The 24700-nt window shown below is 68.2% G+C and carries 23 protein-coding genes; 12 read left to right on the top strand and 11 right to left on the bottom strand.

The genetic code is table 11. From position 1 onward, the window contains the following. Window positions 1–38 precede the first annotated feature (38 nt). From RMCN_RS01765 to proB, 9 genes are all read left to right on the top strand, one after another. Window positions 39–2699: a valine--tRNA ligase gene (locus RMCN_RS01765; protein WP_067386776.1), complete on the top strand. Its 2661-nt coding sequence runs from the start codon at window positions 39–41 to the stop codon at window positions 2697–2699. Then, window positions 2696–4177 (top strand): bifunctional tetrahydrofolate synthase/dihydrofolate synthase, encoded by a 1482-nt coding sequence (gene folC, locus RMCN_RS01770; protein ID WP_084377013.1) that lies wholly within the window; start codon window positions 2696–2698, stop codon window positions 4175–4177. Before RMCN_RS01765 ends, folC begins: the two co-directional genes overlap by 4 nt. After that, window positions 4174–4569 (top strand): DUF4233 domain-containing protein, encoded by a 396-nt coding sequence (locus RMCN_RS01775; protein ID WP_067386778.1) that lies wholly within the window; start codon window positions 4174–4176, stop codon window positions 4567–4569. The genes folC and RMCN_RS01775 overlap by 4 nt, the downstream gene beginning before the upstream one ends. 27 nt (window positions 4570–4596) lie before the next feature. Next, complete coding sequence (gene ndk / locus RMCN_RS01780) at window positions 4597–5016, top strand: nucleoside-diphosphate kinase (RefSeq protein ID WP_201028779.1); 420 nt, start codon at window positions 4597–4599, stop codon at window positions 5014–5016. Window positions 5017–5321: 305 nt separating this feature from the next. Continuing rightward, on the top strand, window positions 5322–8198 hold the full coding sequence (locus RMCN_RS01785) for a ribonuclease E (RefSeq protein WP_067386781.1): 2877 nt from the start codon (window positions 5322–5324) through the stop codon (window positions 8196–8198). Window positions 8199–8379: 181 nt separating this feature from the next. Continuing rightward, the gene (gene rplU / locus RMCN_RS01790; protein WP_064350408.1) at window positions 8380–8691 is read left to right on the top strand and encodes a 50S ribosomal protein L21; all 312 of its coding nucleotides are present in this window, start codon (window positions 8380–8382) and stop codon (window positions 8689–8691) included. Between the two features lie 11 nt (window positions 8692–8702). Continuing rightward, window positions 8703–8969: a 50S ribosomal protein L27 gene (gene rpmA / locus RMCN_RS01795; protein WP_064350409.1), complete on the top strand. Its 267-nt coding sequence runs from the start codon at window positions 8703–8705 to the stop codon at window positions 8967–8969. Window positions 8970–9050: 81 nt separating this feature from the next. Next, the gene (gene obgE / locus RMCN_RS01800) at window positions 9051–10496 is read left to right on the top strand and encodes a GTPase ObgE (RefSeq protein ID WP_067386783.1); all 1446 of its coding nucleotides are present in this window, start codon (window positions 9051–9053) and stop codon (window positions 10494–10496) included. Continuing rightward, window positions 10493–11629, top strand: a complete 1137-nt coding sequence (gene proB, locus RMCN_RS01805; RefSeq protein ID WP_067386785.1) for a glutamate 5-kinase — start codon at window positions 10493–10495, stop codon at window positions 11627–11629. Before obgE ends, proB begins: the two co-directional genes overlap by 4 nt. Before the next feature lie 9 nt (window positions 11630–11638). Here proB and RMCN_RS01810 read toward each other — a convergent pair whose 3' ends face one another. The 5 genes from RMCN_RS01810 to RMCN_RS01830 form a co-directional block, all read right to left on the bottom strand. Next, a complete protein-coding gene (locus RMCN_RS01810; RefSeq protein ID WP_064350412.1) occupies window positions 11639–12310 on the bottom strand; it encodes a hypothetical protein in 672 nt (223 codons plus the stop codon). Then, a complete protein-coding gene (locus RMCN_RS01815) occupies window positions 12307–13158 on the bottom strand; it encodes an NAD-dependent protein deacetylase (protein ID WP_067386787.1) in 852 nt (283 codons plus the stop codon). The genes RMCN_RS01810 and RMCN_RS01815 overlap by 4 nt, the downstream gene beginning before the upstream one ends. A gap of 121 nt (window positions 13159–13279) precedes the next feature. Then, window positions 13280–13759 carry a hypothetical protein gene (locus RMCN_RS01820; RefSeq protein ID WP_067386789.1) on the bottom strand — a complete coding sequence of 160 codons (480 nt, stop codon included), beginning with the start codon at window positions 13757–13759 and terminating at the stop codon, window positions 13280–13282. Continuing rightward, the gene (locus RMCN_RS01825; RefSeq protein WP_067386791.1) at window positions 13756–16098 is read right to left on the bottom strand and encodes a molybdopterin oxidoreductase family protein; all 2343 of its coding nucleotides are present in this window, start codon (window positions 16096–16098) and stop codon (window positions 13756–13758) included. Before RMCN_RS01825 ends, RMCN_RS01820 begins: the two co-directional genes overlap by 4 nt. Further along, a complete protein-coding gene (locus RMCN_RS01830; RefSeq protein ID WP_067386793.1) occupies window positions 16095–16598 on the bottom strand; it encodes a copper chaperone PCu(A)C domain-containing protein in 504 nt (167 codons plus the stop codon). The genes RMCN_RS01825 and RMCN_RS01830 overlap by 4 nt, the downstream gene beginning before the upstream one ends. A gap of 203 nt (window positions 16599–16801) precedes the next feature. Here RMCN_RS01830 and RMCN_RS31315 point away from each other — a divergent pair, with 203 nt between their 5' ends. Continuing rightward, complete coding sequence (locus tag RMCN_RS31315) at window positions 16802–17209, top strand: four-helix bundle copper-binding protein (RefSeq protein WP_067386795.1); 408 nt, start codon at window positions 16802–16804, stop codon at window positions 17207–17209. Window positions 17210–17326: 117 nt separating this feature from the next. Here RMCN_RS31315 and RMCN_RS01840 read toward each other — a convergent pair whose 3' ends face one another. Beyond that, window positions 17327–17866 carry a cysteine hydrolase family protein gene (locus RMCN_RS01840; RefSeq protein WP_067386797.1) on the bottom strand — a complete coding sequence of 180 codons (540 nt, stop codon included), beginning with the start codon at window positions 17864–17866 and terminating at the stop codon, window positions 17327–17329. A gap of 43 nt (window positions 17867–17909) precedes the next feature. On the opposite strand from RMCN_RS01840, the gene RMCN_RS01845 reads away from it, so the two are divergent. After that, the gene (locus RMCN_RS01845) at window positions 17910–19964 is read left to right on the top strand and encodes an NAD(+) synthase (protein ID WP_064413657.1); all 2055 of its coding nucleotides are present in this window, start codon (window positions 17910–17912) and stop codon (window positions 19962–19964) included. On the opposite strand, the gene RMCN_RS01850 is transcribed toward RMCN_RS01845, so the two are convergent. From RMCN_RS01850 to RMCN_RS01870, 5 genes are all read right to left on the bottom strand, one after another. Then, window positions 19961–20563, bottom strand: a complete 603-nt coding sequence (locus tag RMCN_RS01850; protein WP_067386799.1) for a methyltransferase family protein — start codon at window positions 20561–20563, stop codon at window positions 19961–19963. The genes RMCN_RS01845 and RMCN_RS01850 overlap by 4 nt on opposite strands. 11 nt (window positions 20564–20574) lie before the next feature. After that, on the bottom strand, window positions 20575–21186 hold the full coding sequence (locus RMCN_RS01855; RefSeq protein WP_067386801.1) for a cation efflux transmembrane domain-containing protein: 612 nt from the start codon (window positions 21184–21186) through the stop codon (window positions 20575–20577). Next, complete coding sequence (locus tag RMCN_RS01860) at window positions 21186–21515, bottom strand: ArsR/SmtB family transcription factor (RefSeq protein ID WP_064350420.1); 330 nt, start codon at window positions 21513–21515, stop codon at window positions 21186–21188. Before RMCN_RS01860 ends, RMCN_RS01855 begins: the two co-directional genes overlap by 1 nt. Before the next feature lie 119 nt (window positions 21516–21634). Next, window positions 21635–22471, bottom strand: a complete 837-nt coding sequence (locus RMCN_RS01865; RefSeq protein WP_064413661.1) for an enoyl-CoA hydratase/isomerase family protein — start codon at window positions 22469–22471, stop codon at window positions 21635–21637. Beyond that, complete coding sequence (locus RMCN_RS01870; protein WP_067386929.1) at window positions 22468–23358, bottom strand: PfkB family carbohydrate kinase; 891 nt, start codon at window positions 23356–23358, stop codon at window positions 22468–22470. Before RMCN_RS01870 ends, RMCN_RS01865 begins: the two co-directional genes overlap by 4 nt. A gap of 74 nt (window positions 23359–23432) precedes the next feature. Between RMCN_RS01870 and RMCN_RS01875 the strand changes: the two genes are divergently transcribed. Further along, window positions 23433–24689 (top strand): glutamate-5-semialdehyde dehydrogenase, encoded by a 1257-nt coding sequence (locus RMCN_RS01875; protein WP_067386803.1) that lies wholly within the window; start codon window positions 23433–23435, stop codon window positions 24687–24689. Window positions 24690–24700 lie beyond the last annotated feature (11 nt).

The raw sequence follows: 24700 nt of genomic DNA on the forward strand, positions 1-24700 counted from the left end.
GTTAGCGACGCCGCGCGCTGCGTTCCTAGAATTGCGGGGTGACCGCCAGCCCCCGCTCCTCTGCCGAAGCCCTGCCCAAGTCCTGGGACCCGGCCGCGGTGGAGAGCGATCTCTACGAGGGCTGGGTCAAGGCCGGCTACTTCACCGCCGACGCCACCAGCAGCAAGCCCGCCTACTCGATCGTGCTGCCCCCGCCGAACGTCACCGGCAATCTGCACATGGGCCACGCGCTGGACCACACGCTGATGGATGCGCTGACCCGCCGCAAGCGGATGCAGGGCTTCGAGGTGTTGTGGCTGCCGGGCATGGATCATGCCGGCATCGCCACGCAGTCGGTCGTCGAGAAGCAACTCGCGGTCGACGGCAAGACCAAAGAGGACTTCGGCCGGGACCTGTTCATCGACAAGGTCTGGGATTGGAAGCGGCAATCCGGCGGCACCATCGGCGCGCAGATGCGCCGCCTCGGTGACGGCGTCGACTGGAGCCGCGAACGGTTCACCATGGACGAGGGTCTGTCGCGCGCGGTGCGCACGATCTTCAAGCGACTCTTCGACGCGGGTCTGATCTACCAGGCCGAGCGACTGGTCAACTGGTCGCCGGTGCTTGAGACCGCGATCTCCGATCTCGAGGTCAAATACGAGGACATCGAGGGCGAGTTGGTGTCGTTCCGGTACGGCTCACTGGACGATCACGAACCGCACATCGTCGTGGCCACCACCCGCGTGGAGACGATGCTGGGCGACACGGCGATCGCCGTGCACCCCGATGACGAGCGCTACCGCGATCTGGTCGGCAAGACGCTGGCGCACCCCTTCATCGACCGCGACATCGTGATCGTCGCCGACGAGCACGTCGACCCCGAATTCGGCACGGGCGCCGTCAAGGTGACCCCGGCCCATGACCCGAACGACTTCGAGATCGGCCTGCGCCACCAGCTACCGATGCCGTCCATCATGGACACCAAGGGCCGAATCGCCGGCACCGGAACCGAATTCGACGGCCAGGACCGCTTCGAGGCGCGGGTCAAGGTGCGCGAGGCGCTGGCGTCGCAAGGCCGCATCGTCGCGGAGAAGCGGCCGTACGTGCACAGCGTCGGGCACTCCGAACGCAGCGGTGAGCCGATCGAGCCCAGGCTGTCGCTGCAGTGGTGGGTCAAGGTCGAGGCGTTGGCCAAGGCCGCCGGTGACGCGGTCCGCAACGGCGACACCGTCATTCACCCGCCGAGTCTCGAGCCGCGGTGGTTCGCGTGGGTGGACAACATGCACGACTGGTGCATCTCGCGCCAGCTGTGGTGGGGCCACCGCATCCCGATCTGGCACGGCCCCGACGGCGAGACCGTCTGCGTCGGGCCCGACGAGACGCCGCCCGAGGGCTGGGAGCAGGACCCCGACGTGCTCGACACGTGGTTCAGTTCGGCGTTGTGGCCGTTCTCCACCATGGGCTGGCCGGACCGCACGCCCGACCTCGCCAAGTTCTATCCGACGACCGTGCTGGTCACCGGCTACGACATCCTGTTCTTCTGGGTGGCGCGGATGATGATGTTCGGCACGTTCGTCGCCGACGACCCCGCGATCATCGGAGACGGAGATGCGAAGAAGTCACGTCCGCAGGTTCCCTTTGAAAACGTCTTCCTGCACGGGCTGATTCGCGACGAGCACGGCCGCAAGATGAGCAAGTCGCGCGGTAACGGGATCGACCCGCTGGACTGGGTGGAGATGTTCGGCGCCGACGCGCTGCGGTTCACGCTGGCCCGCGGGGCGAGCCCCGGCGGTGACCTGTCCATCGGCGAGGATCACGCCCGAGCGTCACGCAACTTCGCCACGAAGCTGTTCAACGCCACCCGGTTCGCGTTGATGAACGGGGCCGCGCCCGCTCCGCTGCCCGACACCGCCGAGCTGACCGACGCCGACCGGTGGATCCTGGGCCGCGTGGAACAGGTTCGCACGGAAGTGGATTCGGCGTTCGACGCCTACGAGTTCAGCCGTGCGTGCGAGTCGCTCTACCACTTCGCCTGGGACGAGTTCTGCGACTGGTACGTCGAGCTGGCCAAGGTGCAGCTCGCCGAGGGGATCACGCACACGACGGCCGTGCTGGCCGCGGTGCTCGACACGCTTCTGAAGCTGCTGCATCCGGTGATGCCGTTCGTCACCGAGGTGTTGTGGAAGACGCTGACCGGGGGTGAGTCGCTGGTGATCGCCGACTGGCCCACGCCTTCGGGCTTCGCACTCGATCCTGTTGCCGCGCAACGGGTCGCCGATATGCAGAGGCTGATCACCGAGGTGCGTCGTTTCCGCAGCGATCAGGGACTCAACGACCGCCAGAAGGTGCCTGCGCGATTGTCGGACATCGCCGGCGCGGACCTGCAGGCGCAGGTGCCCGCGGTGCGCGCGCTGGCCTGGCTGACCACCGACGGCGACGGCTTCGCCCCGACCGCGGCCATCGAGGTGCGGCTGTCGGGTGGCACCGTGACCGTCGAGGTCGACACCTCGGGCACCGTGGACGTCGCCGCCGAACGGCGCCGGCTGGAGAAGGACCTCGCGGCGGCACAGAAGGAATTGGCCGGCACCACAGGGAAACTCGGAAACGAGGCGTTCTTGGCGAAGGCGCCTGCAGAGGTCGTCGACAAGATCCGTGGGCGTCAGCAGATCGCCCAAGAGGAAGTCGACCGCATCACCGCGAGGCTGGCCGCGCTGCGATGACCGACCCGGAGCCGGACGACCGGCCGTATCTCGACCCGGAGTCGCCCGGGCGCCCACCTCCGGATCGCGAACCCTCACCGGATGAGATCGCGGCGCTTCTGCAAGTCGAGCACCTACTCGACCAACGTTGGCCAGAAACGAAACTCGATCCCAGCACCGCGCGCATCTCGGCGCTGTTGGAACTGCTCGGCTCGCCGCAGCGCGGGTACCCGTCGATCCACATCGCGGGCACCAACGGCAAGACCTCGGTCGCGCGGATGGTCGATGCGCTGTTGACCGCGCTGCACCGTCGCACCGGCCGCACCACCAGCCCGCACCTGCAATCGGCCGTCGAGCGCATCTCGATCGACGGCAAGCCGATCAGCCCCGCGACCTACGTCGACACCTATCGCGAGATCGAGCCGTTCGTGCAGCTGGTCGACCAGCAGTCCGAGGCCGGCGTTCTCGGAAAGGCCGGCCCCGCCATGAGCAAGTTCGAGGTGGTGACCGCGATGGCGTTCGCCGCCTTCGCCGACGCGCCGATCGACGTCGCCGTGGTCGAGGTCGGCCTCGGCGGTCGCTGGGACGCCACCAACGTGGTGAACGCACCCGTCACGGTGATCACCCCGATCGGGGTGGACCACGCCGAGTACCTGGGCGACACCCTCGCCGAGATCGCCGCGGAGAAGGCCGGGATCATCGGCAAACAGGAAGACGACCTGGTGCCGACCGATACGGTCGCGATCATCGGCAGGCAGGCGCCCGAGGCGATGGAAGCGCTGCTGGCCCAGGCCGTGCGCGCCGACGCCGCGGTCGCGCGTGAGGACTCGGAGTTCGCGGTGCTCGGCAGGCAGGTCGCCGTGGGCGGGCAATTGCTCGAACTGCAGGGGCTCGGCGGCCTCTACTCGGAGATCTTCCTGCCGCTGCACGGAGAACACCAGGCGCACAACGCCGCGCTGGCGCTGGCGGCCGTCGAGGCGTTCTTCGGGGCGGGGGCGCAGCGCCAGCTGGACATCGACGCGGTGCGGGCGGGCTTCGCCGCGGTGACGAGTCCCGGCCGCCTGGAGAGAATGCGCAGCGCGCCAACGGTTTTCATCGACGCCGCGCACAACCCGGCGGGGGCCGCGGCGTTGGCGCAGGCGCTGCAGGAGGAGTTCGACTTCCGCTTTCTGGTCGGCGTCGTCTCGGTCATGGGTGACAAAGACGTCGACGGCATCCTGGCCGCCCTGGAACCGGTGTTCGACCAGGTCGTCGTCACCCACAACGGATCACCGCGCGCGCTCGACGTGGAGGCGTTGGCGCTGCTGGCCGAGCAGAGATTCGGCCCCGAACGGGTGGCCACCGCGGCGACACTGCCCGACGCGATCGAGACCGCCACCGCGATCGTCGAGGAGTCGGCGATCGAGGGTGAGCTGTTGGGCGGCGCGGGGATCGTGATCACCGGCTCGGTCGTCACCGCGGGAGCGGCACGCACGCTGTTCGGAAAGGATCCGCAATGACCGAGCCGGCGCCCGGGCAGCAGCCCGATCCCTGGAAGAGCTTCCGCGGGGTGATGGCCGGCACGCTGATCCTCGAAGCCATCGTCGTGCTGCTGGCACTGCCGGTAGTGGCCAACATCGGGGGCGGGCTGACCGCGGCCACCGGCGGCTTCCTGATCGGGATGGCGGTGGTCCTGGTGCTGTTGGCCGGAGTGCAGGGCAGACCGTGGGCGATCTGGGTGAACGTGGGCCTGCAGGTCGTGTTGATCGCGGGCGTCGTCCTCGACAGGGCGATCGCGTTCGTCGGGGTGATCTTCCTGGTGGTGTGGCTGCTCATCGCCCGTCTGCGCGCCGAGGTGCTGCGCCGCCAGAAGCGGGGACTTCTGCCTGGTCAACAGCGTCCGCCGGAATAGTCAATTTCGGCGGCTATTCTGTCGGCCGTGACTGAGCCGATTGAACGGACCCTCGTGTTGGTCAAGCCCGACGGCGTCAAGCGGCGTCTTGTCGGTGAGATTCTCTCCCGGGTCGAACGCAAAGGGCTGGCGATCGCCGAGCTGAAGCTGGTGACCGTCAGCGACGAGCTGGCCCGCAGGCATTACGCCGAGCACGAGGGCAAGCCGTTCTTCGATTCCCTGCTCGCGTTCATCACATCGGGCCCGGTTGTGGCGGCGGTCCTGGAGGGTCCACGTGCAATCGCGGCGTTCCGCCAGATCGCCGGCGGAACCGACCCCGTGGAGAAGGCCGCCCCGGGCACCATCCGCGGTGACCTGGCCCTGATCACCCAGGACAACCTCGTCCACGGCTCGGATTCCGCGGAGTCCGCCGCGCGCGAGATCGATCTCTGGTTCCCCAGCAAGTAAGGGGTTTCCTGACCTGTCTCGCCCAGCCTGGTCGGGCGGGGCGTCGTGATGTGGGATACTCGACTCGGGTGACCGGCCGCCAACCGGGACCGGACACCCGAATGAAGACTTAGACGTGCGCGACCATCGCCACGCGTGATGCGGCGCCGACCGTCCAGCCATCATTCAGACCGGCACCGGGATGGTCCCCAGTGGGCCCCTCGGAGCGAGACCACAACAAGCTCGGGCGACTCACCCGGGTCCATAGCGGAAGCCCTCGCGTGGCCGCGTCAAACATGACGCGCCCGGGGGCTTAAGGAGACTACGTGGCCGAAGATGCCCCAACCGAAGACCTATCTGAAGACACGCGAGAAGCGCAGGACTCTCAGCCCGAATCGTTGAGGGTCGATTCGCTCGCCCAGGTGCTAGGCACCACCAACGAGCGGGTTCTTCAGGCGCTGACCGAGTTGGACGGCCGCCCTCGCACCGCCGAATCGGCGGTCGCGCAGGACGAGGCGCAGCGCGTGCGTGAAGCGCTCGCCGACGGTGCCGACACAGCGCAGACGCCTCAAGCCGCGGATGCCGCCGGCGACCCGAACGGCGCCGCCCAACCCGCAGATGCCGCGGAACCGAGCAACGGAGACGAGCCGGAGTCCCGGCTGATTCTGGAGACCCCCGAGGAGGCGCCGGAGCGCGCCGAATACATGCCGTTGTTCGTCGCGCCGCAGCCGGTCCGATTCGAGTACGACGATGACGACGATGATGACGACAACGACGACGACGACGATGACGACGGCCAGGACGGCGAGGACGACCAGTCCGAGCGTCCCTCCGGTCGCCGTCGCCGCCGCGGCAGGCGCGGTCGGGGCCGCGGCCGCGGTGAGCAGAACGGTGACGACAGCGACGGCGACGCCAGTCAGGGCGGTTCTCAGGGCGGCGACCAGGACGGCGACGAGTCGGACGACTCCGACGAGGACAGCGGCGACGACGAGAGCATCGGCACCGATGGCGCCACCCGCCGTCGTCGTCGCCGCCGTCGTCGCAAGTCGGGATCGGGGGACGACAGCGACGCGGCCTCGCCGGACGACCCGCCCAACACCGTCGTGCACGAGCGCGAACCGCGGAAGTCGACCAGGAACGACAAGTCCGGCAGCGGTGACAGCGAGATCCAGGGCATCAGCGGGTCGACCCGGCTGGAGGCCAAACGGCAACGCAGGCGCGACGGCCGAGACGCCGGCAGGCGCCGCCCGCCCATCCTGAGCGAGGCCGAATTCCTGGCCAGGCGCGAGGCCGTCGAACGGATGATGGTGGTCCGCGACAAGGTCCGCACCGAACCTCCGCACGAGGGTGCCCGCTACACCCAGATCGCGGTGCTCGAGGACGGCGTCGTCGTCGAGCACTTCGTGACCTCGGCGGCGTCTGCCTCCCTGGTCGGCAACATCTACCTCGGCATCGTGCAGAACGTGCTGCCCTCGATGGAGGCGGCCTTCGTCGACATCGGCCGCGGGCGCAACGGTGTCCTCTACGCCGGCGAGGTCAACTGGGAAGCCGCCGGACTCGGCGGCGCATCGCGCAAGATCGAACAGGCGCTCAAGCCGGGCGACTACGTCGTCGTCCAGGTCAGCAAGGACCCCGTCGGGCACAAGGGCGCCCGGTTGACGACGCAGGTGTCGCTGGCGGGCCGGTACCTGGTCTACGTGCCCGGCGCCTCGTCGACCGGCATCAGCCGCAAACTTCCCGACACGGAGCGGCAGCGTCTCAAGGAGATCCTGCGTGAGGTCGTTCCGCCCGACGCCGGGGTGATCATCCGCACCGCGTCCGAGGGCGTCAAAGAAGAAGACATCCGCAACGACGTCGAACGCCTCGCCAAACGCTGGTCCGAGATCGAGGCCAAAGCCGCCGACATCACCGCCAAGAAGGCCGGTGCGGCAGTCGCGCTCTACGAGGAACCCGATGTGTTGGTCAAGGTGATCCGCGACCTGTTCAACGAGGACTTCACGGGGTTGACGGTCTCCGGTGACGACGCCTGGAAGACCATCAACGACTATGTGAATTCGGTTGCGCCCGAACTCCTTCCGCGGTTGACGAAGTACGAGCCCGCTTCCCCCGACGGTCCCGACGTGTTCGCGGTGCACCGCATCGACGAGCAGCTGACCAAGGCGATGGACCGCAAGGTGTGGCTGCCGTCGGGCGGCACGCTCGTCATCGACCGCACCGAGGCCATGACCGTCGTCGACGTGAACACCGGCAAGTTCACCGGGTCGGGCGGCAACCTCGAGCAGACCGTCACCCGCAACAACCTCGAGGCGGCCGAGGAGATCGTGCGTCAGCTCAGGCTGCGCGACATCGGCGGCATCGTGGTGATCGACTTCATCGACATGGTGCTCGAGTCCAACCGCGACCTGGTGCTGCGGCGGCTGACCGAGGCGCTGGCCCGCGACCGGACCCGCCATCAGGTCTCCGAGGTGACCTCGCTGGGCCTGGTCCAGTTGACGCGCAAACGGCTCGGCACCGGTCTGGTGGAGGCGTTCTCGACGCCGTGTACCCACTGCGCCGGACGGGGGATCGTGTTGCACGGCGACCCGGTCGACTCGACCTCGAGCAGCGGGCGCAAGTCCGACACCGGCGGCCGGCGCGGTAAACGCGGCAAGCGCGGCGGCAAGTCCGACGACGTCGCCGTGGCCAAGGTCCCGCCGCATCCCGCGGGCGAGCACCCGATGTTCAAGGCGATGGCGGCCGCCAACGGTCGCCACGACGCAGACGAGGACGAAACCACCGACGACCAGCGCGGGGAGCAGAAGCCGGAGGAGGCCGCCGAGACCGAAGCGGAAGCTCACTCGGAGGCCATCCGGACCGCGGTGATCGAGTCGGGCGAGGACGATATCGAAGACCTCGAGGACGAGGACTTCGACGAGGATTCCGATGAGGACGACGAGTCCGACGAGGATTCCGATGAGGACGAAGACGAAATCGACCTGGATTCCGACGACGACGAAGACGACATCGACGACGACATCGAGGTCATCGGCGCCGACGACTCCGATGACGACGAGGATGAAGACTCGGACGACGGGGATTCAGACGAGGACGACGAGTCCGATGACTACGACACCAGGGGCGTCGGATCCGCGGCCGTCTCCGGAGGGCGGCACCGGCGCCGCGCGGCCGCGCGACCTGCGGGCCCACCGCGCCGCGAGGGTTGAGCTGGTGGCCGGGCGCCCACGAGCCGTGACCTGCGGTGATTTGACCCTCATGCGGCGGCTCAAGTAGCCTTGAGCAGTTGTCGCCAGGCTGGACCATGCGAGTCGGCGACAGTCGCAAACCCAGACCAGCGCAGCGGGAAATCGCGCGCGCCCAGTGAACGACGTAGGAGTAGCAAGCACGATGGCCACGTACGCAATCGTCAAGACCGGCGGCAAGCAGTACAAGGTCGCCGTCGGCGACGTGGTGAAGGTCGAGAAGCTCGAGTCCGAGCCCGGCGCCAGCGTCTCGTTGCCCGTGGCCCTCGTCGTCGACGGGTCGAAGGTGACCTCCGACGCCAAGTCGCTGGAGAAGGTCGCCGTCACCGGTGAGATCCTCGAGCACACCAAGGGCCCGAAGATCCGCATCCACAAGTTCAAGAACAAGACCGGCTACCACAAGCGGCAGGGTCACCGTCAGCAGCTGACCGTCCTCAAGGTCACCGGGATCAAGTAGAGGAACCAGACATGGCACACAAGAAGGGCGCTTCCAGCTCGCGTAACGGTCGCGACTCCGCCGCGCAGCGGCTCGGGGTCAAGCGGTTCGGCGGCCAGATCGTCAAGGCCGGCGAAATCCTGGTGCGGCAGCGCGGTACCCATTTCCATCCCGGCACCAACGTCGGCCGCGGCGGTGACGACACCCTGTTCGCCACCGCCCCCGGTGCCGTCGAGTTCGGCTCCAAGCGCGGTCGCAAGACCGTCAGCGTCGTTCGACCGGCGCCGCAGGAGGCCTGACTTCCTGCCGCGAATGTGATGCTGCTGCGACTTCCCGGCTGAAGCTGGCAGTAGCTCACACCTCACGGAAAGGAAGGACCGATGCCTCGCTTCGTCGACCGCGTCGTCATCCATGCGCGGGCCGGCAACGGCGGCAACGGTTGCGCCTCGGTCCACCGTGAGAAGTTCAAACCCCTCGGCGGCCCCGACGGCGGTAACGGGGGCCGAGGCGGCAGCGTGATTTTCGTCGTCGACCCGCAGGTGCACACGCTGCTCGATTTCCACTTCCATCCCCACGTCGTCGCGCCCTCGGGCAAGCAGGGTGCCGGCGGCAACCGGGACGGGGCAGCGGGCGCCGACCTCGAGGTCAAGGTTCCCGACGGCACGGTCGTGCTCGACGAGGACGGCCGTCTGCTCGCCGACCTCGTCGGCGCGGGCACCCGCTTCGAAGCGGCCGCCGGTGGCCGCGGAGGCCTGGGCAACGCCGCGCTGGCATCGCGCGCACGCAAGGCGCCGGGCTTCGCGCTGCTCGGGGAGAAGGGTCAGGTCCGCGACCTGACGCTGGAACTCAAGACCGTCGCCGACGTCGGACTTGTCGGCTTCCCCTCCGCGGGCAAGTCCTCCCTGGTGTCGGTGATCTCGGCGGCCAAACCCAAGATCGCCGACTATCCGTTCACGACGCTGGCGCCCAACCTCGGCGTGGTGTCCGCGGGCGGCAACACCTTCACCGTCGCCGACGTGCCCGGCCTCATCCCCGGCGCCTCACAGGGGCGTGGGCTGGGACTGGACTTCCTGCGACACATCGAACGCTGCGCGGTGCTGGTGCACGTGGTCGACTGCGCGACGATGGAACCCGGGCGCGATCCCGTCTCCGACATCGACGCGCTGGAAGCCGAGCTCGCCGCGTACACCCCGACGCTGCAAGGCGATTCGACGCTGGGTGACCTCGCCGAACGTCCGCGTGCGGTGGTGTTGAACAAGATCGACGTGCCCGATGCCCGCGAATTGGCCGAATTCGTCCGCGAGGAGATCGGGCGCCGCTACGGCTGGCCCGTCTTCGAGGTGTCCACCGTGACCCGGGAAGGGTTGCGGCCGTTGACGTTCGCGCTGTGGGAGATGGTGTCGGCCTACCGCGATGCGCAACCGCCGGTGGTGCCGCGTCGACCCGTCATCCGTCCCGTCCCCGTGGACGAGAGCGGTTTCACCGTCGAGCCGGACGGACACGGCGGCTTCGTCGTACACGGCGTCCGGCCCGAACGCTGGGTCGCCCAAACCGATTTCGACAACGACGAGGCGGTCGGCTACCTCGGTGACCGGCTGGCGCGCCTGGGTGTCGAGGATGAGCTGTTGAAGCTGGGCGCACGGCCCGGATGCGCGGTGACGATCGGTGAAGTCACCTTCGACTGGGAGCCACAGACACCGGCCGGGGTCGACGTGCCGATGTCGGGTCGCGGCACGGATCAGCGCCTCGAGCAGACCGATCGTGTCGGGGCCGCCGAACGCAAGGCCGCGCGGCGGGAACGGCGGCGCCCCGGCGGCGAATCATGACGGCTTCGCCGCGCGCAGCGGACTCCGCGCACCGGGAAGCGGTCCGCACCGCGCGCAGCATCGTCGTGAAAATCGGCACCACCGCGCTGACCACACCGGCGGGGGTGTTCGACGCCAGCAGGCTCGCGGTGCTGGTCGAGGCCATCGAGGGCCGGATGCGGGCCGGCTCGGACGTGGTGATCGTGTCGTCGGGAGCGATCGCGGCGGGCATCGAACCGCTGCGGCTGAACAGACGTCCCGCCGACCTGGCCACCAAACAGGCGGCCGCCAGCGTCGGTCAGGTCGCACTGGTCAACGCGTGGAGCGCGGCCTTCGCGCGCTATGACCGCACCGTGGGCCAGGTGCTGCTGACCGCGCACGACATCTCGATGCGGGTGCAGCACACCAACGCCCAGCGCACGCTCGACCGGTTGCGGGCGCTGCACGCGGTGGCGATCGTCAACGAGAACGACACCGTGGCCACCAACGAGATCCGGTTCGGCGACAACGACCGACTTTCGGCGCTGGTCGCGCACCTCGTCGGGGCCGATGCGCTGATCCTGCTGTCCGACATCGACGGTCTGTACGACTCGGATCCGCGAAAAGCGCGCGAAACAGGCGGGGCGCGCTTGATCTCCGAGGTCGCGGGGCCCGACGACCTCGACGGCGTGGTGGCCGGCACGGGCAGCCATCTGGGTACCGGCGGGATGGCCTCGAAGCTGTCGTCGGCGTTGTTGGCCGCCGACGCGGGGGTACCGGTGTTGTTGGCGGCGGCCTCGGATGCGGCGACCGCGCTGGCCGACGCGTCCGTCGGCACGGTGTTCGCGCCGCGGCCCGAGCGGATGTCGGCGCGCCGGTTCTGGGTGCGCTACGCCGCCGAGGCCGCAGGTGCGCTGACGCTCGACGACGGAGCGGTGCGCGCGGTGGTCACGCAGCGACGCTCGCTGCTGCCCGCCGGTATCACCGCGGTGTCGGGGCGCTTCTACGGCGGCGACGTCGTGGAGTTGCGCGCCCAGGACGGGACGATGGTGGCGCGCGGCGTCGTCGCCTACGACCGCGGCGAGCTGACCACAATGTTGGGCCGCTCGACGTCGGATCTGGCTCCGGAGCTGCGCCGACCCGCCGTGCACGCCGACGACCTGGTGGCCGTCTGAGTCGGTGCGCTAGTGATCGCCCAGCGATCGGATGCGCGCCGAGATCCCCTCGAGCACCGCCTTGATCTGGTCGGCGCGCTCATCGGCGCTGGCCATGACGTCGTCATCGGCGGGTTGCACCGTCACGTCGTTGGCCTCCGCCGTGGCCTCGAAGCACTCGCGGACCACCGGATCGGCCAGGATCACCGCCGCCAGCATTCCCGGCGTGAGTTCGCGAGTGCGCAGCAGGCCGTCGTAGCGCACCTCTGCCGGGATCCGAATCTCCAGCGCGCCGCCTTCGAGTTGCTGTTTGGCCGCGGCCAGCAGAAGCGTCAGCGCCGCACGGGAGACCGCGCCGAGCACCTTGCGCCGGAACGGGAACCAGGGCAGGGGCAGCTTGTCGATCTGCTTGTCCACTCCGCCCGTGAACAGGTACTCGATCAGGCTGCGGGTCCGGACCTCTTCGACCTGCGCCCATTCGACGGTGTCCCCGTCGAATTCGACCGAGTCCTCGCTGATGGCCACGCCGCCGAAGTGGTTGAGCTTGCGCACCAGCCACCGCAGCTTGTCCGGGGTCAGCGAATGCTCGGCGATCACGTCGCCGATGCCCAGTGCCCACCGGCCGGTGACCGGCCCGGGATCAGGGCGATGCCGGTCGATCAGCTCACGCAGCCACGAAGCGTCCTCGGATGTCTGCGTCACGCCGTCATTCCCACCGAAGTCGCGACGCCGGGCAGCTCGTCGGCCAACAACGCCAGCATGGGGGAGCACCCGTTGTCGACCTTGACCGTCGCCAGCGCGTCGCCGCGGGTGGGTCCGCGGTTGACGATCGCGATCGGCATTCCGGCCGCCGCGGCGTGGCGCACGAACCGGTAGCCCGAGTACACCGTCAGCGACGACCCGGCCACCAGCAGGACGTCGGCCGCATCGACCATCGAATACGCCTGAGCCACACGCTCTTTCGGGACGCTCTCGCCGAAATAGACGATGTCGGGTTTGAGCATGCCGCCGCACCGCGGGCATTTGACGACGCGAAACGATGTGGTCTCGCCGACGACGGCATCGGCGTCCGGAGCGACCGCGATCCCGCCCACCGACTCCGCGACCCGCTGGGCGAACCCGGGGTTGGCCGCCTCCAGCAGTTCGGCCAGGGCGGCCCGCGTCATCGTGTGCGCACACTCGAGGCAGATCACCTGCGCGTAGGTGCCGTGGAGGTTGACGACGTTGGCGCTGCCCGCCTTGCTGTGCAGCAGGTCGACGTTCTGGGTGATCAGCGCCGACACCACACCCGCCGCCTCGAGCGCGGCCAGGGCCCGGTGGCCGGCGTTGGGCAGCGTGGCGTCCATATGGCGCCAGCCGAGGTGGTTGCGGGCCCAGTAGCGCTGCCGGAAGACGGGGTCGGAGGTGAACTGGCGGATCGTCATGGGGTTGCTCGGCGGCGAGTCCGGGCCGCGGTAGTCGGGGATTCCCGAGTCGGTGGACATCCCCGCGCCGGTGAGCACCGCGATCCGCCGGTTGCGCAGCAGGGCGACGAGTTCGGGTGCGTCCACCTGATCGAGGGTAGGCGCTTGGCCGAGGTTCGGCGTCAGCGGTGCTTAAGGGGTTGATCGCACGCACCACATGCGTGCGATCAACCCCTTAGCGCATAGTTCGCGCGCATCAGGTCTTCGGTCAGTTCGCCAGCGCCTGTGGCGACAACTCCTTGAGCATCGCATTCGCCCACCGCATCTGCCGCAGAGCTTGCGGATGGCACCGCTGGGTGAGTTCTAGCAGCCGCTCGTCCTTGGCGGCTTGTGCGCCCTGGGCCAGCAGTTCCCAGTCGAGCGAAACTCCGGCCGCCAGCCGGTGCAGCCGCCTCAAGTCCGCCAACAACAGAAGGGCGGGCTCGGGTCGGCGGCCGAGGCGGTCGCTGATCCACTGCTGGGCCGTCTCGGTGACGGCCTTGGTTCGTGGATGCGCACGCAACCGGACGCCGTAGCGGGGACCGATCTGCGCGATCAGTTCGACGTGTTCGCGCGACCAGACGGTGAGGTCATTGGCGACGTGATGGATGCCGTGGTCGTTGTGGTGGCGCGCGGCGATCGCATCGAGTGAGCGCGCCAGCCGCAGTTCGGAGCGGTGCAGTTCACGTAGCGACAAGCCGAGTTTCATGATGACTCCGCTCCGGTCGACGCGACGGCCAGCCGGGCCGCCGCGGTTTTGAAGATCGGCTGCTTGGAGACCGGATCCCAGTCGGTCAGTGTCAGCTCATTGGCGGCCCGATCGCACTCGGCTGCCTCGGTGTCCCAGTAGCCGTAGTGAAACGGCAGGAACAGCACGCCGGTGCGGATGCCGGTGATACGCGCCTTGGCCCGCACACGCCCGCGTGGTGTCTCGATGTCGGCAAGATCACCCTCTTGGATGCCGACCCGGCGAGCATCGGCCTCGGACACCTCGACCCACACCTCCGGAGCGGCCGCGGCAAGCTCGGGTACGCGGCCGGTCTTGGTCCTGGTGTGGAACTGGTACACGGTCCTTCCGGTGATCAATGCGAACGGATAGTCGTCGTTCGGAGTTTCGTGCGGCGGCAGATACTCGGCCGCCTTGATGATCGCCTTCCCGTGCGGGTTCATCGCCCGGTACTCGGTCGGCTCCAGCGGCGCACCGGTGATCAGGTCCTTGCCGTAGGCCTCGCAATAGTCGGGGTCGGCCCAGAACCGCCCGTCGGAGTACAGACGTTCGGTGCCCTCGGGATTCTCTGCGTTGCAGGGCCATTGAATCCCTCGGCTGCCGCGCAGCTTGTCGTAGCTCAGCCCGGTGTAATCGCACGGGCGTCCTGCGCTGCATCGCTGCCACGCGGTGAAGGCCGACTCCGGATCGGTCCACGACGGCAGCGGATTACCGTCGCGGTCACGAAAACCCATGCGGCGGGCGTAATCGAGGAAGATGTCGAGATCGGGCCGCGCCTGACCGGGTGGATCCACCGCTTTCTCCGACAGGTGCACGGTCCGGTCGGTGTTGGTGAACGTGCCCGTCTTCTCCGCCCACGTGGCCGCGGGCAGCACCACGTCGGCGAGTTCCGTCGTCTCCGTGGGGAAGATGTCTTGTACGACGAGAAACAGCCGCTGCTGGCTAAGGATGCTGCGGATGCGGCGGAGCTCGGGTAGTGACACCGCCGGATTGGTCGCGCTGACCCACAGCAGGCGCAGCGTGCCCTGTTCGGCGTATCGAAGCATCTGCATCACATGCGTCGGTGGCGCATAGTGCGGAATCTGCATCATGTCCAGGTTCCACAGGTCGGCCAACTCGCGGATGTGGCTGTCGTTGGACCAGTTTCGGAAGCCGGCCAAATCGCCGTCGGCACCGCATTCGCGCGTGTTCTCGGCCGTGGGTTGGCCATTCATCTGCAGCAGCCCACATCCGGGCTGGCCGAGCATGCCGCGCAGGATGTGGATGTTGTTGACCTGCACCGCCGCGGCGGACGCCTGATGGGACTGGTAGAAGCCCTGCAGCACCGTCGACAGCAGTCGTTCCGCGGTGCCCAGAAGCCGTGCCGCCGAGCGGATGTCGTCGGCGGACACGCCGCAGATCTCGGCGGCACGTTCGGGCGGGAACTCGGCGACGCGTTTGCGCAACTCCTCGAAACCGACGGCGTGGGTCCGGACGTAATCGGTGTCAACCCAGCCGTTGAGCACGATCTCGTGCAGGAGCCCGTTCATCAACGCGACGTTGGTACCGGGCAGCGGGGCGAGGTGCACCGTCGCGTGTTCGGCCACAGGCGTCCTGCGCGGATCAACGCACAGGATCGCCGGCGGGTCCGGTCCGGCGAGGCGGTCCAGAATCCGCATCCACAGCACGGTTTGGGTCTCGGCGACGTTGTGGCCGTAGAGCGCGATGACGTCGGCGTGATCGACCTCGGTGTAGGAGCCTGGCTGACCGTCGCAGCCGAACGACTCCTTCAGCGCCTCGGCGGCCGTCGCGGTGCACAACCGGGTGTTGCCGTCGACGTGGTTGGTGCCGATCGCGCCGTGGGCGATGACACCGAGGGTGTAGTACTCCTCGAGAAACAGCTGACCCGATGTGTAGAAACCGAACGCCGACGGCCCATACCGGTCGAGCAGCCGCTTGCTGTGGCGCACCACCTGATCCATGGCCGTGTCCCAATCGCATTCGGTGAGTTCGCCGTTGACGCGGATCATCGGTGTCCTCAGCCGATCGGGCGAGGCGTTGGCCTGCCACCCGTAGAAATCTTTGGGGTCGAGCCGACCGTGGTTGACGCGGTCGTCGTCGCGGCCCCGCACACCCACGATCCGACCGTCCTTGACCGCGATGTCGAGCCCGTCACCGTTGGAATGCAGAACCGAGGCCGACTGCACCCAGCGGTCGACGTTTTCGGGTTCCAATTCGTCAGCGAGGAACATGTCGACGCGTTTCGGCCACTGTCCGCCCTTGGCGTAGGGGGTTCGCGTTCCCCACGGTTCGGCAATGCGATCGCGCCTGCCGTTGCTCATTGCTGGGCCGGGCAGGCTTCGACGGGCGCGAGCATGGTCAGTTCCCCGGATTTCTCGAAGCGGAATGTCACGTCGACGTTGTGCGCGGGCTGGACGCTGTCTTTGGTCCCTTCGAGCGTCACCGTGAACGGACGACCCGGTGCGACGGGTTGCCCGGCGGCCATCGAGGTGCCGGCAGCCACCTCGATAGGCGGGTTCGGAGTGATACGGACGGTCTCGGCGGCTGGTGTCGAAATACCCTCGAGCCGCTCGGTTTCCGCCGGCCGGTTGTTGGTGATCGTGAACCGCAGCTCCGCTGTGCTCCCGACCTGGATGGCGCACGATCCGGGCAGATAGCGGGGCACCACGAACGCGTTTTCGACTGTTGTCTCCGTGGTCTCCGATCCGGAACCACGGTTGGTCGATTCACCGGTGGTGTAGCTACCGCAGCCGGCCACCAGGAACGCGACAAGCAGGACCGTCGCGACGGGACCGGGTTCGCACCGTTTGTATTTCGTCACCGACGCGGACCTACCCGCTCTTAGCGACGCCAAACGTCGAACCGGCGGCAGTTTGCGCCGGTTCCACGGGGTAGGCGTGGGGCGTTCGCGTTGGCCGCCGTGCGCGAGTCGGTCGGATGGCGCTGAAGACCTGCTGTTGTCCCGTTTCCACGATACGACCGCGGGTACGCGACGGGGGATCGTCGACAACCAAGGAGGACGGCATGAGCGTTGCGGCCAGGATGCTCGAGACCTATCCGAAGGACTTGGGCGGTGTCGACCGCGGGAAGCTTGTGGCATGCATTGAAGCCTGTCTGGAATGTCCGCAGGCGTGTACCGCGTGTGCGGACGCCTGCCTCAGCGAAGAGTCGGTCGCGAAACTGACCAAGTGCATCAGAACAAACGCCGACTGCGCCGATGTCTGTGCGACTACCGCCCGAGTGCTATCCCGGCATACCGGCTACGACGCCAACCTCACGGCCGAGGTGCTGCGATCCTGCGTGACCGCGTGCCGCGCATGCGCCGACGAGTGTGGCCGTCATGCCGAACACCACGACCACTGCCGCATCTGTGCCGACGTATGCCGCCAGTGTGAACGGATGTGCGACGAACTTCTGTCCGCACTCGGCTGATGCGCGATGCGCGCACTGACCGCCGGACCCGGCACGTGTGCCTCACAGCGCGAACTGGCCGGCGTCAGGAGTGAGTCTTCGGGGCGCGGCTTCGAGCGGCACGTCACCCCCGAGTGATCACTGCAGACACTTTGCCGCGGGCGTGATCTCGGCGCTCATGTTGCTTTTCATCATGGTCAGCGCCGCGTCGCTGAGCTCCGGGTCGATGTGGGCGACCGCATCGGGCGGGACGACGACGGGGAAGTGCCGGACGTAGGCGTCCAGCGCGGTGTAGAGGATGCACTGCTCGGTGACCTGGCCGGTGAGGATGACCCGTTCGGGTTCGAGCTGGCCGAGCAGGTAAGCGAGCGAGGTGGCGTAGAAGGCGCTGTGGCGCACCTTCGTCATCAACCGGCAGCCCTTCTGCGGGACGATCGGTTCGACGAGGTCCGGGCGCTCACCTTGTAGCGCCGACTGCACGAGGTCGCTGAACTCCGCGGTGAAATCGCCGTAGTTGTCGTTGACATAGATGAGGTCGACATCGTCGCGGTCGCGGGCCTCGGCCACGAGGGCCGCCAGCGGATCGACGATCTCGGCGACGTGTGGGGCCAGCTTCTCGGCGTCGGGATGGCGGTAGGTGTTCATCATGTCGATGACCAGCACTGCGGTGTCACTCATGGGGACTTGCATACCCGGTTCCGTTTTCGGGCAACAATGAGGCATGGATTTCTACTCGGCGTACCGGCACGGCTTCGTCCGCGTCGCCGCATGCACGCACCACACGGCGCTCGCCGACCCCCGGGCCAACGCCGAATCCGTGCTGCGGTTGGCGCGCGCCTGCCACGACGACAGCGTCGCGCTCGCGGTCTTTCCCGAGCTGACCCTGTCGGGGTATTCGATCGAGGACATCGTGATGCAGGATGCGCTGCTCGATGCGGTCGAGGACGCGGTGCTCGACATCGTCGTCGCCTCCGCCGACCTGATGCCGGTCCTGGTGATCGGCGCTCCGCTGCGCTACCGGCACCGGATCTACAACACGGCCGTCGTGATCCACCGCGGCCGGGTGCTCGGCGTGGTGCCCAAGTCGTACCTGCCGACGTATCGCGAGTTCTACGAGCGCAGGCAGATGGCACCGGGCGACGATGTGCGCGGCGCGATCCGGATGGGCCGCGGCGGTGAGTGGGCCGACGTTCCGTTCGGGCCCGATCTGTTGTTCACCGCGACCGACCTGCCCGGTTTCGTGTTGCACGTCGAGATCTGCGAGGACATGTTCGTGCCGATCCCGCCGAGCGCGTCGGCCGCCCTTGCCGGCGCCACGGTGTTGGCGAACCTGTCGGGAAGCCCGATAACGATCGGGCGCTCGGAAGACCGCTGCCTGTTGGCCCGCTCGGCGTCGGCGCGCTGCCTGGCCGCCTATGTCTACGCCGCGGCCGGGGAGGGCGAGTCGACCACCGACCTGGCCTGGGACGGCCAGACGATGATCTGGGAGAACGGCGAATGCCTCGCCCAATCCGAGCGCTTCCCCAAGGGTGAACGACGCTCCGTCGCCGACGTCGATCTGGAATTGCTGCGATCCGAACGCCTCCGGATGGGCACCTTCGACGACAACCGCAGGCACCACGCGGCATCGACGGACACCTACCGGCGGGTGGAGTTCCAGCTCGATCCACCGACCGGCGATGTCGGGCTGCTTCGCCACATCGAGCGCTTCCCGTTCGTCCCGTCGGATCCCGAACGGCTGGAACAGGATTGCTATGAGGCCTACAGCATCCAGGTGGCCGGGCTCGAACAACGCCTGCGGGCCCTGGACTTTCCCAAGATCGTGCTCGGGCTGTCCGGAGGACTGGACTCGACGCACGCCTTGATCGTCGCCGCGCGGGCAATGGACCGCGAACAGCGCCCGCGCAGTGACATTCTCGCGTTCACGATGCCCGGATTCGCGACAGGGGAGAGGACCAAGGGCAACGCCGAGCGGTTGGCCGAGGCGCTGGGGGTGACGTTCACCGAACTCGACATCAGCTCCACAGCGGAGTTGATGCTTACGAACATCGACCACCCGTTCGGCCGCGGCGAGAAGGTCTACGACGTCACATTCGAAAACGTGCAGGCCGGGTTGCGCACCGATTACCTGTTCCGCCTGGCCAATCAACGCGGAGGAATCGTGTTGGGCACCGGCGACCTGTCGGAACTCGCGCTGGGGTGGTCGACGTACGGCGTGGGCGATCAGATGTCGCACTACAACGTCAACGGTGGTGTTCCGAAGACGTTGATCCAGCACCTCATTCGCTGGGTGATCTCGTCGGGGCAGTTCGACGACAGGGTCAACGAGGTGCTGCAGTCGGTGCTCGACACCGAGATCTCGCCGGAGCTGGTACCGGCCGGTGAGGACGAGGAGATCCAGAGCAGCGAGTCCAAGGTCGGCCCTTATGTGCTGCAGGACTTTTCGCTGTTTCAGGTGCTGCGCTTCGGGTTCCGGCCGTCGAAGGTCGCGTTTCTGGCCTGGCACGCCTGGAGCGATCCACAACGCGGCCAGTGGCCGACCGGGTACCCCGAATCCAAGCGACCGTCATACTCGCTCAAGGAGATCCGGCACTGGCTGCAGGTGTTCGCCCAGCGGTACTACTCGTTCGCCCAGTTCAAGCGGTCGGCAGTGCCGAATGGGCCGAAGGTGTCGCACGGTGGATCGCTCTCGCCGCGCGGTGACTGGCGGGCGCCCTCGGACATGTCGGCCCGCACCTGGCTCGACGAGATCGAGCGCGAGATCCCCGAAGACTAGCGCCGTCCGATGCCGGGGAGGAATCGGCCGACGGTTGCGAGGTAGTCGCGGTAGGCGTCGCCGTGCACGGTGAGCAGATACGGCTCCTCGACGACACGAACCTGTGTCTGGATCGTCGCGATCAGCAGTACGAAACCGATCACCGCGACGAGATTCGGTGTGATCAGCGCGATTCCGAAGCCGAAGACCATCATCGCGGTGAAGATCGGGTTGCGCACCCAGCCGAATACGCCGCGGCGCACCAACGTCGTCCTCTCACTGGCGTCGACCCCGATGCGCCACGAGTCACCCATGTCGATCTGCGCGTAGAGCGTTGCGGCGATGCCGGCCACCGCGATCGCGATGCCGGCGACGTTCACCCACGTTCGATCCAGCGGCGCCAACGGAGCGATGACGCCGACCAGTTGCAGTATCGGGGCGAACAGCGCGGCGCCCATCGACACGATGAACCCCACGCCGGCGAACCACTCGAGTGACAACGGCCGGCCGCTGATGCCCCGAAAGCCGGTCGATCCGGTGCGGCGCTTCTGTTGCCAACTGCGCCAACCGAATCCGAGAATGGCGAACACCACGAACAGGGCGATGGCGACAATCGGCATGGTTATTCCCTTCATGTGCAGCAGGGGTCACCGCGCCACGCCTCGACCCCTTCGCGGACCGCGATCACCGCGATCCCGAGGGCGGCGACCGGGTCGGCCCACGACCAGCCGAACAGGCCGTTGAGAACCAGGCCGGCCAGCACTATCGCCGACAGATAGGCGCACAGCAGTGTCTGTTTCGAGTCGGCGACCGCAGATGTCGACCCGAACTCGCGACCGGCCCGCCGCTGCGCCAACGACAGCACCGGCATGATCACCAGGCTCAGCGCGGCCAGCACGATGCCGACGACGGAGGGCGCGGCCTCACTCCGGCCGGTCAACGTCAGCACCGCGTCGGCGGCGACGTACGCGGCGAGTGCGAAGAACGAGAACGCGATGAATCGCAGCGCGGCCTTCTCCCGCGTCTCGGGATCGCGTGCGGAGAACTGCCATGCGACGGCCGCCGCGGAGGAGACCTCGACGATCGAATCCAAGCCGAACCCGACCAGCGCCGACGACGACACCCGGGCGCCCTCGGCCAGTGCGACGATCGCCTCGAGGACGTTGTAGGTGATCGTGGCCGCCACGAGCCAGCGGATCCGGCGCGCCAGCACCGTGCGGCGGGTTTCGCTCGGGGCGGCCATCAGCAGCAGGCGTCGTCGGCGGCGGCCGGACAGCAGGCCGGGTCCACCTCGAGCACCAGACCGACCAGGTCGTCGAGCGCGTGGGCGATGCGCTCATCGGCGAGTTCGTAGCGGCTGCGCCGGCCCTCCGGCTGCGCGGTCACCAGACCGCAGCCACGCAGGCATGCCAGGTGGTTGGACAGGATCTGGCGGGATACGCCGATCTTGTCGGCCAGCTCTGACGGATAGCCGGGGCCGTCGCGCAGGATCAGCAGGATCTCGGCCCGCGTCGGATCGGACAGGGCACAACCGAACCGCGACAGCGCATCGCTGCGAGTGACCGTCTGCATGATGCAGACAGTACATCACAGGCTGTATTCAGCCAACGCTGAACTCTAACCCTCGCCCCTTCTGCGATTTGTGAAGCCGCACCGGCGCTCACCGCCGGTGCGGCTCCACAAATCGACCCTCAGAGGCGGCCGTCGATGCGCAGATCCGGGTGCACCCAGTCCGGGGACCGGCGCTCCTTGAACGCCATGAAGCCCTCGATCGACTCGGGCGCGCCCAGGCTGGCCTGCATACCGATGCGGTCGTAGAGGCCGATGTAGTTGTCCAGGCTCGACTTGACGACGGTCCGGGCCGCGGGCGCGGTACGGCAGCATTGGGCCAGCACCTCGCGAGCCGTCTCGGCCAGCTCGTCGTGGGGGACCACCCGCGCCACCATGCCCCAGTCGTGTGCCTCGGCGGCGGTCAGCGTGCGACCGGTGAACATCAGGTCGCGGGTGCGGACCGGCCCGATCAGCCGGGCCAGCATGTGGCTGTAGTAGGTGTCGGCGATCCCGCGGTACAGCTCGGGCACCCGGAACGTCGCCCGCTCGCTGACCACGGCGATGTCGGCGCACAGCGCGATCTGCAGCCCACCGCCCTGGCACAGCCCGTTCACTGCCGCGACGACGGGTTTGGCGGACTGGCGCAGCGTGTCGAACGGCAACGCATCCATGCCCAGCGCCGGGCCGAACGTCATCCAGTTGTCGGCGCCGCCGCCGCCCATGTCCCCGCCGGGGGCGAAGACGTCGCCGGTGCCCGTGAGCAGCAGCCCGGCGAGGTCGGGGTCGCTCTCGACATGCTTGACCGCGTACTTGATGCCGAAGTACATCGCGGGCGTCATCGCGTTGCGGGCCTCGGGGCGGTCGAGCCGGCACACCCCGAACGCGCCCTCGCGGGTGAACTTCAGGAACGGGGTGCCGAGCCAGTCGCCTTCGGGAGGGCGCGGTGCGTCGGTGGTGCTCGGCTGGGTGGTCGTCATAACTGCCTTTCTGTTGCTCTGTTGGACACAGCGTCGTCAATGGCTTCGGCGTAGGGCGCGCAGTCACCGGCTCCCGCCACGAGCGTCGACAGGGCCGCGGCGGCACATGCTCGTCGCAGGGCGAGTTCGTGGCCGTCGACCCAGTGCGTGGCGAGCACGCCGGCGAACACGTCACCCGCACCGGTGGTGTCCACGGGGCGCACCGCGGGGGCGGGGACGCTGAAGCGTTCGCCGTCGCCCAGGTAGCTCGCCCCGCGGGCACCGCGGGTGATCACGAGATGGGGGACCGGCCAGTGCCACGCGCCGGCCTCGGTCTCGTTGACCACGACCACATCGGCCAACTCGGACAGGGCGAGCAGATCGTGCGGCGGGGCCCCGGCCGGCGAGGCGTTCACGACGACGACCGCGCCGGCGGCGGACGCGGTCTGCGCGGCGGCGATCGCGGTCCCGATCGGGATCTCCAACTGCAGCAACACCACGTCGCTGTCGGCGATGACGGCGCGGACATCGGCGGAGTCCACGGACAGGGCGCCGTTGGCGCCCGGCGCGACGACGATCGTGTTCTCCGCCGAGGAGTCCACGGTGATGACGGCCGACCCGCTCGGTCCGGGCACGGTGACGACGCCGTCGAGTGCGACGCCGTTGGCGCTGAGGTGGTTGCGCAACATCTCCGCCGAGCCGTCGTTTCCGAGCGCGGCGACCAGTCGCACCTTTGCGCCCGCCCTGGCCGCCGCGACCGCCTGGTTGCCGCCCTTGCCGCCCGGAGCCATCGACAGACCCGACGCCAGCACCGTCTGGCCGGGTCGGGGCAGGGTGCGAACGGTGAAAGTCAGATCAGCGTTGACACTGCCGACCACGCATACCCGGCTGCAGTCCCGCGGCGCCATGGCTCCCAACGCTAATGCAGGGCTCCTGCCTGACACGTGTCGAACGCCCGAACCTCGTTCGATACCCTGGATAAATGAGTGTGCAGGCACCCGTCGGCGCTGTGGGCGCCGATCTGCGCCAGCAGGTGCACGACGCCGCCCGCCGGGCCCGCGCCGCGGCCCGCGCGCTGGCCACCCTGAGTTCGGAAACCAAGAACCGTGCGCTGAACACGGCCGCCGACCATGTGCTGATGTCGGCGAGCCGGATCCTCGAGGCGAACGAGCGCGATCTCGACGTCGCCCGTGCCGCAGGCACGCCCGAGGCGATGCTCGATCGGCTCGCGCTGAACCCGAAGCGGATCGACGGCATCGCCGACGGCCTGCGGCAGGTGTCCCGGCTACCCGATCCGCTCGGGGAGGTGTTGCAGGGCCGCACGCTGCCCAACGGTTTGCAGCTGCGCCAGTTGCGGGTGCCGCTCGGCGTCGTCGGAATCGTCTACGAAGGCCGGCCCAACGTGACGGTCGACGCGTTCGGGTTGACGCTCAAATCCGGCAACGCGGTCCTGCTTCGCGGTAGCTCCTCGGCGGCCAACTCCAACGCCGCACTGGTGAACGCGCTGCGGACGGCACTGGCCACCGAACTGCTCGAGGTCGACGCCGTGCAGCTGCTGCCCAGCGCCGACCGCGCCAGCGTGACGCACCTGATCCAGGCCCGCGGGCTCGTCGATGTCGTCATCCCCCGCGGCGGCGCGGGTCTCATCGATGCCGTCGTCCGTGACGCGACGGTGCCGACGATCGAGACCGGTGTCGGCAATTGTCATGTGTACGTGCACGAATCGGCCGACCTCGACGTCGCCGAACGGATCCTGCTCAACGCCAAGACCCGTCGACCCAGCGTCTGCAACGCGGCCGAATCGGTACTGGTCGACGCGGCCATCGCCGACCGTGCGTTGCCGCGGCTGACCGAGGCGCTGCGGCACGCCGGTGTGACGGTGCACGACAACCCGTCCGACGACGAGTTGCGCGCGGAGTTCCTGTCGATGGACATTGCGGTGGCGGTGGTCGACGGTGTCGACGCCGCGATAGACCACATCAATGAGTACGGCACCGGACACACCGAAGCCATCGTCACCACCGATCTGGCTGCCGCACAACGCTTCACCGACCGCGTCGATGCCGCCGCGGTGATGGTGAACGCATCGACGGCGTTCACCGACGGCGAGCAGTTCGGGTTCGGCGCCGAGATCGGCATCTCCACCCAGAAGCTGCACGCCCGCGGACCCATGGGTCTGCCCGAACTGACCTCGACGAAATGGATTGTGTGGGGCGACGGTCACACTCGCCCCGCCTGAGCAGGAGAACT

The organism is Mycolicibacterium novocastrense (assembly GCF_001570485.1).
In the GTDB taxonomy this organism is placed as follows: Bacteria; Actinomycetota; Actinomycetes; order Mycobacteriales; family Mycobacteriaceae; genus Mycobacterium; species Mycobacterium novocastrense.

Bases quoted from the DNA above. Each gene is read 5' to 3' on its own strand.
- RMCN_RS31315 (WP_067386795.1), top strand. From the start codon at position 16,802: ATGAGCGTTGCGGCCAGGATGCTCGAGACCTATCCGAAGGACTTGGGC.
- RMCN_RS01840 (WP_067386797.1), bottom strand. From the start codon at position 17,866: ATGAGTGACACCGCAGTGCTGGTCATCGACATGATGAACACCTACCGC.
- RMCN_RS01775 (WP_067386778.1), top strand. From the start codon at position 4,174: ATGACCGAGCCGGCGCCCGGGCAGCAGCCCGATCCCTGGAAGAGCTTC.
- RMCN_RS01870 (WP_067386929.1), bottom strand. From the start codon at position 23,358: ATGGCGCCGCGGGACTGCAGCCGGGTATGCGTGGTCGGCAGTGTCAAC.
- folC (WP_084377013.1), top strand. From the start codon at position 2,696: ATGACCGACCCGGAGCCGGACGACCGGCCGTATCTCGACCCGGAGTCG.
- proB (WP_067386785.1), top strand. From the start codon at position 10,493: ATGACGGCTTCGCCGCGCGCAGCGGACTCCGCGCACCGGGAAGCGGTC.
- RMCN_RS01865 (WP_064413661.1), bottom strand. From the start codon at position 22,471: ATGACGACCACCCAGCCGAGCACCACCGACGCACCGCGCCCTCCCGAA.
- rpmA (WP_064350409.1), top strand. From the start codon at position 8,703: ATGGCACACAAGAAGGGCGCTTCCAGCTCGCGTAACGGTCGCGACTCC.
- RMCN_RS01825 (WP_067386791.1), bottom strand. From the start codon at position 16,098: ATGAGCAACGGCAGGCGCGATCGCATTGCCGAACCGTGGGGAACGCGA.
- rplU (WP_064350408.1), top strand. From the start codon at position 8,380: ATGGCCACGTACGCAATCGTCAAGACCGGCGGCAAGCAGTACAAGGTC.
- RMCN_RS01845 (WP_064413657.1), top strand. From the start codon at position 17,910: ATGGATTTCTACTCGGCGTACCGGCACGGCTTCGTCCGCGTCGCCGCA.
- RMCN_RS01850 (WP_067386799.1), bottom strand. From the start codon at position 20,563: ATGCCGATTGTCGCCATCGCCCTGTTCGTGGTGTTCGCCATTCTCGGA.
- obgE (WP_067386783.1), top strand. From the start codon at position 9,051: ATGCCTCGCTTCGTCGACCGCGTCGTCATCCATGCGCGGGCCGGCAAC.
- RMCN_RS01820 (WP_067386789.1), bottom strand. From the start codon at position 13,759: ATGAAACTCGGCTTGTCGCTACGTGAACTGCACCGCTCCGAACTGCGG.
- RMCN_RS01855 (WP_067386801.1), bottom strand. From the start codon at position 21,186: ATGGCCGCCCCGAGCGAAACCCGCCGCACGGTGCTGGCGCGCCGGATC.
- RMCN_RS01860 (WP_064350420.1), bottom strand. From the start codon at position 21,515: ATGCAGACGGTCACTCGCAGCGATGCGCTGTCGCGGTTCGGTTGTGCC.
- RMCN_RS01875 (WP_067386803.1), top strand. From the start codon at position 23,433: ATGAGTGTGCAGGCACCCGTCGGCGCTGTGGGCGCCGATCTGCGCCAG.